The sequence below is a fragment of the Candidatus Solirubrobacter pratensis genome (assembly GCF_000425945.1).
Taxonomy (GTDB): Bacteria; Actinomycetota; Thermoleophilia; order Solirubrobacterales; family Solirubrobacteraceae; genus Solirubrobacter; species Solirubrobacter pratensis.
In genome coordinates this window covers 557,504-570,853 of sequence record NZ_AUEK01000003.1, presented here as the reverse complement: position 1 = coordinate 570,853, position 13,350 = coordinate 557,504, and the positions used below count along the sequence as shown (strand labels likewise).

Here is a 13,350-nt window from a genome sequence, read left to right as displayed (position 1 = left end):
CCGCGCGAGGCGTGCTCAGCGCCTCCGCTCGGCGGCGGGAAGGGTCGCGGCCAAGCGCTCGATCCGCCGCAGGAGCGGGACGCTCGGCACGTTGTCCTGCGCCGCCTTCTCCATCAGGACCTCGAGATAGTCCGGCACCATCTCGCGCGGCAGGACCTCCTCGATGATCGCGAGTTGGGTCGCGCTCGGATAGCGGTCGTTACGGATCTTCTGGATCAGCACGTTGACCAGCCATCCATTCGCCTCGTCACGGGTCATCGCAGTCTCCTCGGTGGGTGTTTGACGGTCACAAGAGCCGGCCGAGCGGGCCGAGATCGAGATTGAGGTCCTCGTCGTCGAGACCGAAGGTCTCCTTCAGCTCGTTCATGCGCGCCTCGAGCGCCATCAGCGTGCTCCCGAGCCGCTCCACGGTCTCGTCGTCGAGGCCGCCGGCCTCGACGCGCCGCAGCGCCTGACGCTCCATCAGCTGCCGCAGCAGCTCGACGATGGTCAGCACGAGCGAGGCGAGCCCGCGCTCGACGTTCTCCGGGTCCGCCCGGACGCGGCTCGTGAGCGCGTCGTCGAGGCGGCGCAGGTCGCGCGCGAACGGGTCGAGGTTGGCGGGTGCGGCCAGCAGCTTGTCGGCGGGCGAGTCCGTCATGTCACTCCTCGGCGTCGTCGACGAACGTGTAGGGGGGCCACGGTCCCGTGCAGAGGATGGCCAGGTCGGGGTGCGCGTTCTGCAGGCGCTCGACCGCCGTCCGGAACCGCGGGACGACGCGGCGGGGCACGAGGTACGCGCTCCTGAGGACCTCGTCGCCGCTGCGCCTCGCCTGCGTGCGCGCCTCGGTGGCCAGCGCCTGCAGCTCCTCGTGGACGGACGACGACCGCCGGCCGTCGCGCAGCTTTGCCATCAGGTAGTCGCGCCCGGAGGCCGGCGCCGCGACGGCGACGGCTTCGCGCGCGGCCGGCTCGAGGACACGGACGCCGAGCTCGACGTGGCCGCCGACGCGCTCCAGCGCGGCGACGAGCGAGTCCTGCCGCTCCACGAGGAACTGCCGCAGCGCGTCCTCGTCGTCCACTTGGCTCCCGAAGCGCATCGGCAGCACGGTGCGGTCGAGCATCAGGCGCTCCACCACGCGCTCGTGCCTCCACAGCGCGTCAGGCGCCGGCTCGGCGACCGACCGCTCGTGGCGCGTGAACACGGCCAGCAGCGCGCCCTCGCGCATGCCCTCGAGCGGAGCCTGTGCGAGCCCGCGGCGCCGGGGCGGGGTCAGTGTGGGCCGGTTGCAGATGCCGTAGACCCAGATCATCGGTGCGGCGCTCCGGGGACCGGGCGGATGGACATGCCGAGCTCCTCGGCGGTCGCGACCGAGGTGATCAGCGCGCGCAGGCCGACGTAGACGAGGTCGACGTCGGCGATCGAGAGCGTGATGTCGCCGCCGATCACGACGCCTCCGGCGAGCAGCCGGTCGACGAGATCGACGAGGGCGACCTCGCGCTGGCGGGCGATGTCCTCGCGCGTGGCGCTCATGCGACGAAGTGGTAGGGCGGCCAGGGTCCGGTGAGCTCGAGCGTCAGCCCCTGGTGCTCGCGCCCGAGCGCCTCGACCAGCGCGGCGAAGTCCGCGGCCTCGGCGCGCGGGACGAGGTAGGAGCCGTTGAGGACCATCTCCGTGTCGCGCCCGCTCACCCCACGGTCCTGCAGCCGGCTCAGGACCGCGCCTGCGGCGTACTCCGCGAGGCGGGCGTGGACGTCGGCCGCCGCCTCGGAGCTCTCTTCGGTCTGATCGCGCTGCGCGCGCCGGCGGGCGAGGTACTCGGTGCCGGAGGACGGCGACGGCTCGCTGCGCGGGGGCGCCAGGAACGCCTTGACGCCCCATTCGGCCTTGTCGTGCAGCCGCGTGAGGACGGCTGCGAAGCGGTCGGTCTCGGCGGCGAGCATGTCGCGTATCGCCTGCGGCGTCTCGTACAGCGTCCCCATCCGGAACGGGACGACGTCGCCCCGATCGAAGGCGGCCTCGAGCACGGCGTCGTGCGCGCGCGCCAGCGACGCGAGCGTCTCCATGTCCTCGAGGCGCTGCTGGAGCTCACCGGCCGAGAAGGGCGCGGCGCTGGCCAGCACGGCGAGCTTGCCGTGCGCGATCGGCGTGACCGGCCGGCCGGCGACGCCACGCGCGGGCGGGGCCGCCGGACCTGGCACGACCCCGTAGGCCCACAGCAGCGCGTCAGCCATCGCCGCCTTCCTCCACCCGATCGCCGCCCTTCTCGAGCCGCGCGAGCTGGCCTTCCATCCGCTCGAGCCGTTCGCGCAGGCGGTCGTTCTCCTCGACGAGCCGCCGGGAGTTGCTGTTGAGCTCCGGGTCGCTCTCCCACCAGTCGATCCCGATCTCCTTGGCCTTGTCGACGGAGGCGACGACGAGCCGGAGCTTGATCGTCAGCAGCTCGATGTCGAGCAGGTTGATCTGGATGTCGCCGGCGATCACGATGCCCTTGTCGAGCACCCGCTCGAGGACGTCGGCCAGGCTGTCGCTGCGCGGGTGGCCGCTCAGCTCGCTGCCGGTGCGGTGATTGATCGCCACGTCAGCCCCCTTCGTCGACGGCGGCGCGGTGGTATCTCCGGCGCCGCTCGAAGCCGAGCACGTCGCCGTCGTCGGAGATCGTCACGGCGTAGGTCGCGAGCAGGTCCATCGTGTTCGGCACGCGCTCGAGCTCGAGTACCTCGACGGTGACGACCCACCCGTCGCCGTTGCGGTGGAAGCCGGAGATCGTCTCCACGGGACGGCCGGTCACCTCGGCGACCTGCTGGCGCGCGGCGTGGAGCAGCTTCCGCGACACCACGTCAACGACCCTCCTGGTGCGCGCGCAGGGTGATCGTCAGATCGATCAGCTGGGCCTGGGCCTCCGCGAACTCCTCGTCGGACAGCTCGCCCGCCAGGTGCGCCGCCTCCAGCTCCGCGAGCCCACGCTCGGGCGACTCGGCCATCTCCAGCTCGCGCTCGGCCTCTTCCGCCAGTATCTCGGCGATCCATATGGTCCCGCGCACGGGAGCCAGCGGCAGCGTCAAGAGACCGGTGAAGAGGCCCACGCTCACCGCTCCTCGTCGAGGATCAGGTCGCAGAACGAGTACGGCGGCAGCGGGCCGACGTACCGGAACGCGAGCCGGTCGGCGTGCTCGGCGGACAGGCGCTGGACCGCCGCGTCGAGCCGCGACCGGCGCTGCGCGTCGACCAGGAGCTGGACGGTGACGGCCTGCTTCTCGCTCACGGGCGGCTCGACCCGGATGGCCTCCGCGGCCTCGCCGAGCGGCTCCACCAGCACGCGCTCGTCGAGCGCGCGCTGTTCCTCGACCGCCGCGGCCACCTCGCGGCCGAGGTCGATGCGCTGCTGATGCGACGCGGCGGGCGGCTCGCGCTCGAGCGCATCCGAGCGCCGCTTGAGCTCCGGATTGCGCCTCAGCACCTCACGCAAGAGACCTTCGTTGACGTAGTACGCCTTGACGGTCATCTGCTGGCGGCCGTCGAGCCGCTCGAACAGCGCCTCCAGATCCTCCGCATGGCGCTCGAGCAGGCGCTCGCGCACCTCGTCGTCGGTCGCCATCACGATGCCGAAGCGCATCGGGACCACGGTCCAGCGCTCGAGCAGCCCGGCAAGGACGCGGTCGTGGGCCTCCACGTCCGCCCGGCCGGCGGCGCGCCAGCTCTCCGGCACGTCGCTGACCACGGCGACGAAGCCGGAGGCTTCGATCTTGCGCACCGGCCCTGGCCGCGCGCCCACGCCGTCGCCCGAGACGCCGTCGAACGGCGCCCGGACGACGGCGTACACATAGACGGAGGACGTCCCGCCGTCCGTGGCGGGCAGTCCGGCGGCCGGCGATCCGCCGCTGCGGGTCATTCGCCGTCCTCCCGGCGCTTGCTGCGGCGCGGCCGGCGCACGGGCGCGCGCTCTTTCTCGTCATCGTCGTCGTCGGAGAAGACCTCCTCGAACTTCTCCTTGGCGGAGTCGATGGCGCCGCTCGTCTTGCTCTTGGCGGCGCCGCTCGTCATGCCCTCGACGAGCTCGGGGAGGCCCTGCTTGCCGTCCTCGTCGATGTTCAGCCTCCCGACCGCCTCGGCGAAGCGCAGGTACGTGTCCACGCTCGCCACGACGATCCGGGCGTCCACGGTCAGCAGCTCGATCCCGACGAGCGAGACCCGCAGGTAGAGGTCGATGACCAGGCCCTTGTCGAGGATCAGGTCGAGGACGTCGGCGAGCCCGCTGGGCGAGGGCCCGCCGACGTACCGGTTCTGCGATGCCGAGACGGCCATGTCTACGAGGCTCCGCGGCTCGGCGGGGCGGTGGAACGGCGGCGCCGGCGAGGCTTCGGCGCCTCCTCCTCCGGCTCCTCCTCTTCGGCCTCTTCCTCGTCGCGGGCGAAACGGCCGCGCTTACCGCTCGCCGCCGGCTCTTCCTCTTCCTCTTCCTCCTCCTCTTCTTCGTCTTCCTCGTATTCGTCCTCGTCCTCGGAGGCGACGGGCTCCTCCTCTTCCTCCTCGTCCTCGGAGGCGACAGGCTCCTCGTCCTCCTCCATCTCCTCGTCCTCAGCGGCGCGAGGCTCCTCGTCCTCGCGGCCTTCCTCCTCCTCGACGAGCTCGCCCTCCTCGATGCGCCCTCGCCACTCGCCCGTGGCCTCGTCGCGCAGCTCGATGAACGCCTTGAAGCGCATCAGGTCGGACTTGATCGCGCGGCGCGAGATCCGCATGCCCGACGCGGTCTTCTCGAACAGGCCCTTCGGCTGGAAGTCGACGGTCATGCAGATCCTGGTCAGGTGCTCGCTGAGCCGGTGGAACGAGACGACGCCGACCGTCTGCGGGCCGCCCTTGCTGCGCCAGGCGATGCGCACGCACGGCTCCTGATCGGTGATCTCCGCCTCCCAGGAGCGCCGGACGCTCCAGATGTTCTCGTGCCACATCAGCGTGGTGTCGTCGCGCTGCTCGATCCGCTCGACGCGGTGCATGAACTTCGGCCACTCTTCGAACTGCGTGAACTGGTCGTAGACCGTCTCGAGGTCGGCGCCGATGTCGATGAACTCCTCGACCGGCAGCCGCCGGCCGCGGCCGGTGCCGCTCGGCGACTCGCCTTCCTTCTTCTTCCCGCCGAACTTGCCGCCGAGCCCCGATGCGACGCCGCCGACCATCTCGGCAACGCCGCCGCCCTTCGAGGCCACGCCCTTGGCGAGGGCGGCGGCGCCCCCCGCCTCCTGGACTCGCGGCGCGACCTTGTCTTTCACCAGGCCCGGGCCCTGAGTGACGGCGTATTTGGCCGCAGACGTCGTCGCCTTGCGCATCACAGGCTTCAGGACCTCGATCGCGGCCTCCCGGAACGTGTCCCTGAGCTCGCTGGTGATGGTCCGGTTGGACTCGGAGTCCTCGGTCATATCGGGCGCTTCCTCCTCGCCGCGCGCGCCGTCAGCCTGCTCGGTCACGTTCTTGCCGCGGCGGGCGGCTTGCTTTGTGATCTCAGCCATATTCCGCACCTCCAGGTGCAGTCGCTTCTCGGGCGAGGCGGACGCTGGGGGATACCGCCTTGCCGAGCTTCCCCTGGCGTGGCGGCTACCCAAGCCTGCCGCTGCCGAAGCAGCGGTGTGGCAAAAACGCGCCCCTCGCCGCTGAGCCGAGCGCGCCGGGGCTCGCCGTACCGGCAAAACGGCCAGAATCCGCGATATCCGCTTGGCGTCAACGGGCCTTGACCGAGATGAGAGCCTCGGCTGGAGAAACAGACGTTGACACGCGCGTCAAGATGCGTTGACCGAGCGGAGAAGCGCCAGGTCAATTTGTATTGGCAGGACTCGTCCGTCAATTTGTGCTGATACGTCCCATGTGGGCTCCCAGCCGACAGGTAGGCGAATCGCTTGGCCGCCGGTCAGCGGATCACCCAGCTCGCGGCTGAGGCGGCCGCGGCGTCGACGCCGCTCGAGGCGCTGCGAAGGGTGACCGAGCTCCGCCGCGAGCTCGACACGTTCGAGCGCCAGCAGGTCGCGCGGGCGCTCGCCGAGGGGGCCACCTTCGCCAGGATCGCCCGCGGACTCGGCGTCTCGCGCCAGGCCGCCCACCGCCGCTTCCGCGAGCTCGCAGCGGCCGAGCTGCCGCTGCTCACGACACCCGAGGCGCGGCGCGTTCTCCGCTACGCGCGCGAGGAGGCGGCGGCGCTCGGCGCCGACCCGCCGCGCGGCGAGCACATCGTCCTGGCCGTGCTGCGCGCCGCCGACCTCCCGGCCGCGGCGCTGCTGCGCAGCGCGGGCATCACGCTCGAGCGCGCCCGCACCCAGGTCGAGGCCGCGACCCCGCGCACGCCGCTGTTCCAGCGCGATGCCGGGACCGAGGACATGCATGCGCTGCTCGCGGCGCCCGCGCGCGAGGCGCGCGGGCGCGGCCGCGGCCGGATCGAGGTCGAGCACCTGCTGCTCGGGACGCTGATCGACGAAACCGGCGGCGCGGCCCGGACCCTCCGCGCGCTCGGCGCCGACGTCGACGCGATCCGCCGGGGGCTGGGGGCGCTGCTCGAGTCCCAGCCGGCCTGAGCTCAGCCGAAGGTGAGCCCGAACCGCTCGCACAGCGCGGGGATCGACCCGAGGTCGGACTCGAGGCCCTAGCGAGCGTCGAGCGCGGCAAGCCACTCGGGCGCGGGCGGTCCGGCGGCGCCCGCGACGGCGAGCTCGTCGAAGAAGCGCTCGAGCCCGCCGGGGGCGATGATCTCGAGGATCCGGCAGGGCTCGTCCCCGTCGTTCCAGGACGTGTGCCACTGGTTGCGCGGCTTGTGGACGAGGTCGCCGGCTCGGCGTGGACGACGGCGTCGCCGAGCAGCGCGCCCATCCGCCCTTCGAGCACGTAGGAGTACTCGTCCTCGCGGCTGTGGCGGCGCAGCGGGGCGGCGAGCGCGCGACGGTTCCGGAGCTCGACGCGTGGATGGCGCGGTCGACGGATCCGATGCTCGCCGAGCTCGCCGCAGGCCTCTCCGCGGGCTTCGGCCGCCCGGAGGCGAATCCGCTCGTCGCGCTCGCGCTCGACTTCTGGACCTGGCAGCGCCTCGACCGCGAGGGGCTCGACGACGCCGCGGCCGCGGACGTGATGACCGGCGCGGTGCGCGCCTGCGCCGGCTGAGATCGACCCCGGCTACCAGGCCGAGCCGGCCGACGCCCCCTGCGTCTGCGCCGGGAGCTCGCGCACGACCGGGACCACGAAGGCGTGCGAGGCGGGGCGGTGGCGTGCGGTGGTGGCGGCGCGGAAGGTCATGGCAGGGGCTCTCTGTCTAGCGGCGGGGCTTGCGGGAGCGACGGCGCGACGTGCGGTCGGCCTTAGATGCGTCGGCGCGAAGGAGGTGGATCAAGGAGGGATTCACGACACCTCGAACTCTCGCACCCGACGGCGGGTGTCGCCGGGCGGCTGGCAGGCGTCCCACACGCCGCGAGCCCGCGTCGCAAACTGCGGGCTGCGCCCGCCCGCCGGGGGGTGGCCCTACCGGTGTCGCTCCGCGTTCGAGTCTCCATCGCCACCCTCACGCCTCAGCCTTCGCGGGGCAGAACGCCGGCCGCAGGCTCCGGGCGCTCTCCGAGCTTGACGTTCAGCGTCTTCCGCTCGCCGCCGCGGGTGACGACCACAGAGACCGTGTCACCCGGCTTGCGTCCGCGCAGCGCGTCGTAGACGTCCTCGATGGCGGCGATGTCGCGGTCGCCGATCCTCGTCACGACGTCGCCGGGCCGGATGCCGGCGTCGTCCGCGGGCCCACCGCTCTCGACCGCCGCGACCACGACCTGCGGCGTCGTCCCGGCCGCGCCGGGCGCCAGGCGGACGCCGAGGTACGGATGCTCGACACGGCCCTTGTCGATCAACTGGGTGACGATGTCGCGGACCGTCGGCGCGGGGATGGCGAACCCGATCGAGACGGCGCCGGTCGCCTGCGGCGGCAGATAGGCGACGTTGATCCCGATCACCGTGCCGCTCGGCCCGACGAGGGCGCCGCCGGAGTTGCCGGGCGAGATGGCCGCGTCGGTCTGCAGCAGCCCGACGAGCGATTCCTGGTCCTGGTCGGTGGGCAGCGAGCGATCGAGCCCGGACACGATGCCCGCGGTGGCGGTGTTCGCAAGCCCGAGCGGGCTTCCGAGAGCGAGCGCGAGCGAGCCGACCTCGGGCAGCTCGTCGGCGAAGCCCGCGGGCGGGAGGTCCGCGTCGACCTTGACGACAGCGAGGTCGGTGCGAGGGTCTGCCGCGACGACCTTCGCGGGCAGGCGGCCGCCCTTCGTCGCCTGCACCAGCACCTGCGTCGCGCCGTCGATGACGTGGTTGTTGGTCACGATGTCGCCCTTGTCGTCCCACACCACACCCGAGCCTTCAGCACCGCCTTGCGCCGTCTGCACCTGCATGTCGACGACCGACGGCGACAGTCGCCTGACCAGCGACGGGATGTCAGTCGCGCGGCCCGCCGAGGCCGGGGGCTCGGCGGAGGACGATGCGGTCGTGGGCGAGGGCGTCGCGGTCCGGCTCGGGTTCGAGCCCCCACCGCATCCGCTCACCGCGAGCGCGAGCAGGACACCTGCCAGGCCCACACGGGGACCTGCTCCCGCCGGCGTCCCCAGTCGAGTCATCGCGACCGGCCTTCCATCCCAGCGCGGCTCTACCCCGGCGCGGGCGACGCGCCGACGTGCAAGCGGTGTCGGTGACCGCGAGCTGACGCCGCGATACAGGCCGTCAGGCAGCTGACGGCGCATCGAGAGGAGACGGTGGGTAGGCCCTCGGAGTAGTCGACGAAAGGATCGGTCATGGCTTCGAAGACCAACACGACGACCGACCACGACGAGATCCGCCGCTGGGTGGAGGAGCACGACGGCAAGCCCGCCACGGTGCGCGGCACCGAGGAGGGCGACGACGCCGGGGTGCTCCGGATCGACTTCCCCGGAGGCGCCGGCGAGGACGCGCTCGAGCACATCTCCTGGGACGACTGGTTCGAGAAGTTCGACGCGAACGGCCTCGCGTTCCTCTACCAGGAGCAGAAGGCGAGCGGCGAGGACAGCACCTTCTTCAAGCTCGTCTCGAGCAACGGCTCCTAGCCGTGATCACGCGCCGCCGTAGGCGACCACGAGGTCGGTGGCGATGCCGAGGAGGAAGCCGACCCCGAGCATGTAGAGCCCGAGCTCGGTGTGGCCTTGGCGGCGCACCCCGGACCAGATCTCGCCGATCACGTACAGGATCGCGCCGCCGGCGAGCGCGAAGAAGCAGAGCTCCAGCGCGTCGCTGGTCACCTGGTAGCCGACCATCGCTCCCAGGAACGTCGGGCCGCCGGCCACCACGCCCGCGAGCGCGAGCCAGCGCCACGAAGGACGCACGCCGCTCAGCGGGCCGACGATGCCGAAGCCCTCGGTCGAGTTGTGCAGCGCGAAGCCGATGATCAGCACCGTCGCGAGCCCGATCTCGCCGGCGTGCGCCGAGACGCCGATCGCCAGGCCCTCGGCGAAGTTGTGCAGGCCGATCGCGGCGGCGATCACCATGGCCGTGCGCAACGCGCGGGCATCCACGTCGGCGAACGCGCGCCGGTGCTCGGCGAGCTCCGCCTGGCTCATGACGGCCGCCGACTCGCCGCCGGCGATCCGCGGCGGTTCGCGTCGAGGGCCGGCGAGGCGGCGCTGGACGCTCGCGATGCCGCCGACGCCGGCCAGGAAGCCGACGCTCAGCAGCGCGAACAGCCCCACGACCGGCCAGAGCGTGGCCTCGTGCGACTTGAAGGCGTCGAGATGCGACTCGACGATCCCGAGCCCTTCGGCGCCGACGTCCATGAAGAGGAACGCGAGGATTCCGGCCGACAGCATCGACAGGCCGACCCGGACCCGGGTGCTCAGGCCCTCGGCGCGCCCGATCGGCAGGCCGAGGAAGATCGTGAATCCCGCGATCGCTCCGAGGCCCGCGGTTTCGGCGAAGGACATGCGTGCTCCTGGATTAGGTCGCCCGAATTAGGACGGCCTAATTGGTATCACACCGAGCTCGCCCGCGGCCGTGGGGCGCCGCGGTCACGGCTCGGTGTGCACGACGACGTCCTGCATGTGCGGCTGGCCGTCGCGGATGTCGTCCTCCAGCCGGCTCGCCAGGTCGTGCGCCGCGGACAGCGTCATGTCGGCGGGCACGGCCACCGAGACGAACACCACGAGCCCTCCCGCCGCGTGCAGCAGGCGAAGCTCGCGCGGCGGCTGGCCCGTGCGGTCGCGAACGAGCGCGCCGATGCGTTCTCGCTGGGCCTCGTTGGGACGAGCGTGGTCGTCGTCCGGGCGCGCCGCCACCGGCTGCTCGAGCGGTTCGAGATGCGTCTGGACGTCATCGACGCCGCCTTCGTCCCGCAGGGCCGCCTCTACGCGCTCGGCGACGTCGTGCGCCTCTCCGACGCCGACGTCGGGCGCCATCTTGAGATGGAGGGACACGCTGGTCTGGCCGCCGTGCTCGTAGATGGTGATGTCATGCGCCTCTCGGACGAGCGGCTCGGCGAGGGCGACGGCCAGCGCGCGGTCGCGCAGATCCAGGCCCTCCTGTCGCGGCTCGAGATGCACCACCACGTCGGTGTCGGGCAGCGCATCGCGGACGGCGGCCTCGACCGCGTCCGCCGTGCCGTGTCCTTCCACGACCGCCTGCCCCGCCGGCACTCCGACGACGGCGTCGGCGAAGTAGTGGCCGCCGGACTCGCGCACGCGAAGCCGGCGCAGCTCCACCGCGTCGCCGAGCCGGTTGATGGCGGCTTGGGCGCGGGCGTGCGCATCGGCGGGCGCGGTGTCCATGAGCACGCGCGCGTTCTCGTACACCAGCCGGGCGGCGGCCGCGAAGATGATGCATGCCACGACCAGCGCCGCCACCGCGTCACCCTGCGCGAAGCCGGCCGCCACGGCGACGAGCCCGCCCAGCACCGCCAGCGAGCCCGCCATGTCGCCCGCGAAATGGAAGGCGTTGGAACGCAGCGCAGCCGACCTGTACCTGCGCGCGGTGCTCACAGACACGGCGATGCGTGACAGATCGACCAGCAGCGCGACGCCGATCACGACGAAGATGTACCAGCGCGCCTCGAGCGCATGGGCCCCGTCACCGAGTTGCCCGACGGCCTCGGTGACGATGAAGATGCCGCCGCCGAGGAGGATCGCGGCCTCGCCCAGCGCGCCGAGGTTCTCCGCCCGCCGATGCCCGTAGGGATGAGCGACGTCGGCGGGGCGGCCGCCGAGGCGGACGGCGAGGAACGTCAGGATCGCCGCCACGACGTCGCCCGAGGACTCGATCCCGGCAGAGACGAGGCCCAGGCTCCCGGTGACGATGCCGGTGCCCAGCTTCAACGCGACCAGGAGCGTCGCGGCGGCGATCGAGACCAGCGCGGTGCGCGATTGCCCCCGGGCCTGTATGGCGGCGGCGTTCGGCTCGGAGGGAGGCGTCGTCGTGCGGTTGAGGTTCACGGTCCCGATCAGGATGGCGATCGAACGCGCGTGGCCGGTGCAGGGTGGGCGAGACTCCTCCTGGGATCGAGCTTCGGCATCGGCTGTCTTCTGGACGCCCGATGACGTGTGCGGTCCGCTCGGCGGCGGCTTCGGGGGGTGTTTCGACGGTGTCTCAGGCGCTGAGCCGCACGGTGGGGAAGCCCAGGACGCCGGCGAGGGTGTCGAAGTGGCGATCCTCGTGCAGCACCCCAAACCCGCGTTCGGCCGCCGCCGCCGCGATCAGATAGTCGATCGCGGGAAGTCGGCGGCTGCCTCTGAGATCGCGGGAGGCGGCAAGCGCGGAACGGCACACGCTCGTGGTCACCGGCGCTTGCGGCAGCGCATCCAGCGCAATCGACAGCGCGCGATGCTCCTCCTCGTCGCGCGCGGCAGCGAGCAGCTCGAGCGCGACGACTGGACAGGACGCGATCAGACCCGCGCGCACGGTCGCCTCCCAGCGCTCGCGGACCGCAGGCTCGCGCTGGCGGACCCAGGCGGATGTGTCGACGACCAGCGGGATCGCCGCGAACGGCTCAGCCACGACCGGCTTCGCGCTCGGCGTGGATCGTGCGCGCGGCGTCGAAGTCGTAGTCGGTCTCGCCGCTGGAGATACTCAGCAGGTGCTCGATCGCCCGGTCGCGCCGCTCCCGCTCATCCCGCTCCGCTTCCGCACCACGGATCGCGAGATCCCGGATCAGGCGCGACCGGCTCTGCGGGTGCGGATCAACGGCGTCCATCGCCGCCGCCAGCTCGGCGTCGACGGTCACCTGAACGCGTGGATGCGTGGACGCCATGACCCAAGTGTACCGCCCTTGTGGTACACCGGCGGCACTCCCGATCAGGGAGAGCATGGCCAAGGACTCCTACGACAGATCCGGTCCACAGCCCGGCGACTTCGGCGCCGAGCTCCACCCCTGCGCGTGGCCAGGAGGCCGACGACGAGCGCCTGGAGGCGTGCTCGCGCTTCTTGAGCCGTGTCGCGTATTCAGCCCCGGCGCGCGGAACGTTCGGCGCAATCACCACCGTGCGGATCAGGTCTCGCGATCGCCGCATCGCCACCCGCGATCGTTCTCGTCACCGAGGCGGTGTGACCGATCTGGGCGGGCGTGGCGAGGGGTGCGCGGCGGCCTCCGATCGGCAGGCTGCCCTCCTGCCCACCTCCACCAGCGGAGGACGGGACGTTCGTCAGCGCCCGAGGTACGCCCGCTTGAGATCGTCGCTGCGCAACAGCGACTCCGCGCTGCCCGACAAGACGATCTCGCCCGTCGCCAGCACGTACCCGCGGTCGGCGATCGACAACGCCATCGCCGCGTTCTGCTCGACCATGAGGATCGCCACGCCGGCCTCGTGGACCTGCTTGATGATCCTGAAGTTCTGCTGGACGAGCGCGGGCGAGAGGCCCATCGACGGCTCGTCCATGAGCATCAGGCGCGGCCGCGACATCAGCGCCCGGCCGATCGCGACCATCTGCTGCTCGCCGCCCGACAGCGTCCCGGCGAGCTGGTCCCGGCGCTCGTAGACGCGAGGGAACAGGGTGTGGACCCGCTCGAAGTCCTCGGTGAGGTCCTCGCCGCGGCGCAGCGTCGCGCCGAGCTCGAGGTTCTCGCGGACCGTCATGTCGCCGAACAGCCGCCGGTTCTCGGGGACGATCGCCAGCCCGCGCGCGATCCGCTCGGGCACGCTGCGCGCGGTGACGTCTTCGCCGTCGACGACCACCGCGCCCGCGCGCGGCCGCACGATCCCGAGCACGGTCTTGAGCGTCGTCGACTTCCCCGAAGCGTTGCCGCCGAGCAGGCACACGAGCTCGCCCGGGTGGACCTCGAGCGAGATCCCCTCCAGGATGCGCATCTGCCCGTAGTAGGTCGTGATCTGGTCGAGAGCGAGCAGCGGACCGGTCAT

Annotated in this window: 20 protein-coding genes; 3 read left to right on the top strand and 17 right to left on the bottom strand. The window is 72.0% G+C overall.

What is annotated here, in order from left to right; genetic code table 11:
- Positions 1-15 precede the first annotated feature (15 nt).
- The 11 genes from H958_RS0102955 to H958_RS34580 are packed head-to-tail and all read right to left on the bottom strand — an operon-like array spanning position 16 to position 5,484.
- Complete coding sequence (locus H958_RS0102955; protein WP_028057562.1) at positions 16-258, bottom strand: hypothetical protein; 243 nt, start codon at positions 256-258, stop codon at positions 16-18.
- 28 nt (positions 259-286) lie between these two features.
- Positions 287-640, bottom strand: a complete 354-nt coding sequence (locus H958_RS0102950; RefSeq protein ID WP_081685537.1) for a gas vesicle protein K — start codon at positions 638-640, stop codon at positions 287-289.
- Position 641: 1 nt separating this feature from the next.
- A complete protein-coding gene (locus tag H958_RS0102945) occupies positions 642-1,292 on the bottom strand; it encodes a GvpL/GvpF family gas vesicle protein (protein ID WP_028057560.1) in 651 nt (216 codons plus the stop codon).
- Positions 1,289-1,513 (bottom strand): gas vesicle protein, encoded by a 225-nt coding sequence (locus H958_RS0102940; protein ID WP_028057559.1) that lies wholly within the window; start codon positions 1,511-1,513, stop codon positions 1,289-1,291. The genes H958_RS0102945 and H958_RS0102940 overlap by 4 nt, the downstream gene beginning before the upstream one ends.
- Positions 1,510-2,214 (bottom strand): GvpL/GvpF family gas vesicle protein, encoded by a 705-nt coding sequence (locus H958_RS0102935; RefSeq protein WP_037408861.1) that lies wholly within the window; start codon positions 2,212-2,214, stop codon positions 1,510-1,512. The genes H958_RS0102940 and H958_RS0102935 overlap by 4 nt, the downstream gene beginning before the upstream one ends.
- Positions 2,207-2,554 (bottom strand): gas vesicle protein, encoded by a 348-nt coding sequence (locus H958_RS34585; protein WP_051323780.1) that lies wholly within the window; start codon positions 2,552-2,554, stop codon positions 2,207-2,209. The genes H958_RS0102935 and H958_RS34585 overlap by 8 nt, the downstream gene beginning before the upstream one ends.
- Before the next feature lie 7 nt (positions 2,555-2,561).
- Complete coding sequence (locus H958_RS0102925) at positions 2,562-2,816, bottom strand: gas vesicle protein GvpO (RefSeq protein WP_037409138.1); 255 nt, start codon at positions 2,814-2,816, stop codon at positions 2,562-2,564.
- A gap of 4 nt (positions 2,817-2,820) precedes the next feature.
- Positions 2,821-3,066 (bottom strand): gas vesicle protein GvpG, encoded by a 246-nt coding sequence (locus H958_RS0102920; protein ID WP_028057556.1) that lies wholly within the window; start codon positions 3,064-3,066, stop codon positions 2,821-2,823.
- A 2-nt stretch (positions 3,067-3,068) separates the two neighbouring features.
- Positions 3,069-3,872, bottom strand: a complete 804-nt coding sequence (locus H958_RS0102915) for a GvpL/GvpF family gas vesicle protein (protein WP_028057555.1) — start codon at positions 3,870-3,872, stop codon at positions 3,069-3,071.
- Positions 3,869-4,285 (bottom strand): gas vesicle protein GvpJ, encoded by a 417-nt coding sequence (gvpJ, locus tag H958_RS0102910; protein ID WP_028057554.1) that lies wholly within the window; start codon positions 4,283-4,285, stop codon positions 3,869-3,871. The genes H958_RS0102915 and gvpJ overlap by 4 nt, the downstream gene beginning before the upstream one ends.
- 2 nt (positions 4,286-4,287) lie before the next feature.
- A complete protein-coding gene (locus tag H958_RS34580) occupies positions 4,288-5,484 on the bottom strand; it encodes an SRPBCC family protein (protein ID WP_051323735.1) in 1,197 nt (398 codons plus the stop codon).
- Positions 5,485-5,868: 384 nt separating this feature from the next.
- On the opposite strand from H958_RS34580, the gene H958_RS0102900 reads away from it, so the two are divergent.
- On the top strand, positions 5,869-6,537 hold the full coding sequence (locus tag H958_RS0102900; protein WP_028057553.1) for a Clp protease N-terminal domain-containing protein: 669 nt from the start codon (positions 5,869-5,871) through the stop codon (positions 6,535-6,537).
- Between the two features lie 259 nt (positions 6,538-6,796).
- Complete coding sequence (locus H958_RS45830) at positions 6,797-7,117, top strand: hypothetical protein (protein ID WP_028057552.1); 321 nt, start codon at positions 6,797-6,799, stop codon at positions 7,115-7,117.
- A 401-nt stretch (positions 7,118-7,518) separates the two neighbouring features.
- Here H958_RS45830 and H958_RS34575 read toward each other — a convergent pair whose 3' ends face one another.
- On the bottom strand, positions 7,519-8,559 hold the full coding sequence (locus tag H958_RS34575; protein WP_051323734.1) for a S1C family serine protease: 1,041 nt from the start codon (positions 8,557-8,559) through the stop codon (positions 7,519-7,521).
- Positions 8,560-8,772: 213 nt separating this feature from the next.
- Here H958_RS34575 and H958_RS0102880 point away from each other — a divergent pair, with 213 nt between their 5' ends.
- Positions 8,773-9,060: a hypothetical protein gene (locus H958_RS0102880; RefSeq protein ID WP_028057551.1), complete on the top strand. Its 288-nt coding sequence runs from the start codon at positions 8,773-8,775 to the stop codon at positions 9,058-9,060.
- Positions 9,061-9,066: 6 nt separating this feature from the next.
- On the opposite strand, the gene H958_RS0102875 is transcribed toward H958_RS0102880, so the two are convergent.
- The 5 genes from H958_RS0102875 to H958_RS0102855 form a co-directional block, all read right to left on the bottom strand.
- On the bottom strand, positions 9,067-9,930 hold the full coding sequence (locus H958_RS0102875) for a ZIP family metal transporter (protein ID WP_028057550.1): 864 nt from the start codon (positions 9,928-9,930) through the stop codon (positions 9,067-9,069).
- An 84-nt stretch (positions 9,931-10,014) separates the two neighbouring features.
- Positions 10,015-11,430: a cation diffusion facilitator family transporter gene (locus H958_RS0102870; RefSeq protein ID WP_028057549.1), complete on the bottom strand. Its 1,416-nt coding sequence runs from the start codon at positions 11,428-11,430 to the stop codon at positions 10,015-10,017.
- Positions 11,431-11,584: 154 nt separating this feature from the next.
- Complete coding sequence (locus H958_RS0102865; protein ID WP_028057548.1) at positions 11,585-11,992, bottom strand: PIN domain-containing protein; 408 nt, start codon at positions 11,990-11,992, stop codon at positions 11,585-11,587.
- Entirely contained in the window at positions 11,985-12,302 is a 318-nt protein-coding gene (locus tag H958_RS0102860; protein WP_231379158.1) for a hypothetical protein, read from the bottom strand. Before H958_RS0102860 ends, H958_RS0102865 begins: the two co-directional genes overlap by 8 nt.
- A 334-nt stretch (positions 12,303-12,636) precedes the next feature.
- On the bottom strand, positions 12,637-13,350 hold the full coding sequence (locus H958_RS0102855; RefSeq protein WP_037409131.1) for an ABC transporter ATP-binding protein: 714 nt from the start codon (positions 13,348-13,350) through the stop codon (positions 12,637-12,639).

Excerpts from the sequence above, each read along its gene's own strand:
- H958_RS0102950 (WP_081685537.1), bottom strand. The coding sequence starts at position 640 with ATGACGGACTCGCCCGCCGACAAGCTGCTGGCCGCACCCGCCAACCTC.
- H958_RS0102915 (WP_028057555.1), bottom strand. The coding sequence starts at position 3,872 with ATGACCCGCAGCGGCGGATCGCCGGCCGCCGGACTGCCCGCCACGGAC.
- H958_RS0102855 (WP_037409131.1), bottom strand. The coding sequence starts at position 13,350 with ATGACCGGTCCGCTGCTCGCTCTCGACCAGATCACGACCTACTACGGG.
- H958_RS0102945 (WP_028057560.1), bottom strand. The coding sequence starts at position 1,292 with ATGATCTGGGTCTACGGCATCTGCAACCGGCCCACACTGACCCCGCCC.
- gvpJ (WP_028057554.1), bottom strand. The coding sequence starts at position 4,285 with ATGGCCGTCTCGGCATCGCAGAACCGGTACGTCGGCGGGCCCTCGCCC.
- H958_RS0102955 (WP_028057562.1), bottom strand. The coding sequence starts at position 258 with ATGACCCGTGACGAGGCGAATGGATGGCTGGTCAACGTGCTGATCCAG.
- H958_RS0102875 (WP_028057550.1), bottom strand. The coding sequence starts at position 9,930 with ATGTCCTTCGCCGAAACCGCGGGCCTCGGAGCGATCGCGGGATTCACG.
- H958_RS0102940 (WP_028057559.1), bottom strand. The coding sequence starts at position 1,513 with ATGAGCGCCACGCGCGAGGACATCGCCCGCCAGCGCGAGGTCGCCCTC.
- H958_RS0102860 (WP_231379158.1), bottom strand. The coding sequence starts at position 12,302 with ATGCTCTCCCTGATCGGGAGTGCCGCCGGTGTACCACAAGGGCGGTAC.
- H958_RS0102880 (WP_028057551.1), top strand. The coding sequence starts at position 8,773 with ATGGCTTCGAAGACCAACACGACGACCGACCACGACGAGATCCGCCGC.
- H958_RS0102935 (WP_037408861.1), bottom strand. The coding sequence starts at position 2,214 with ATGGCTGACGCGCTGCTGTGGGCCTACGGGGTCGTGCCAGGTCCGGCG.
- H958_RS34580 (WP_051323735.1), bottom strand. The coding sequence starts at position 5,484 with ATGGCTGAGATCACAAAGCAAGCCGCCCGCCGCGGCAAGAACGTGACC.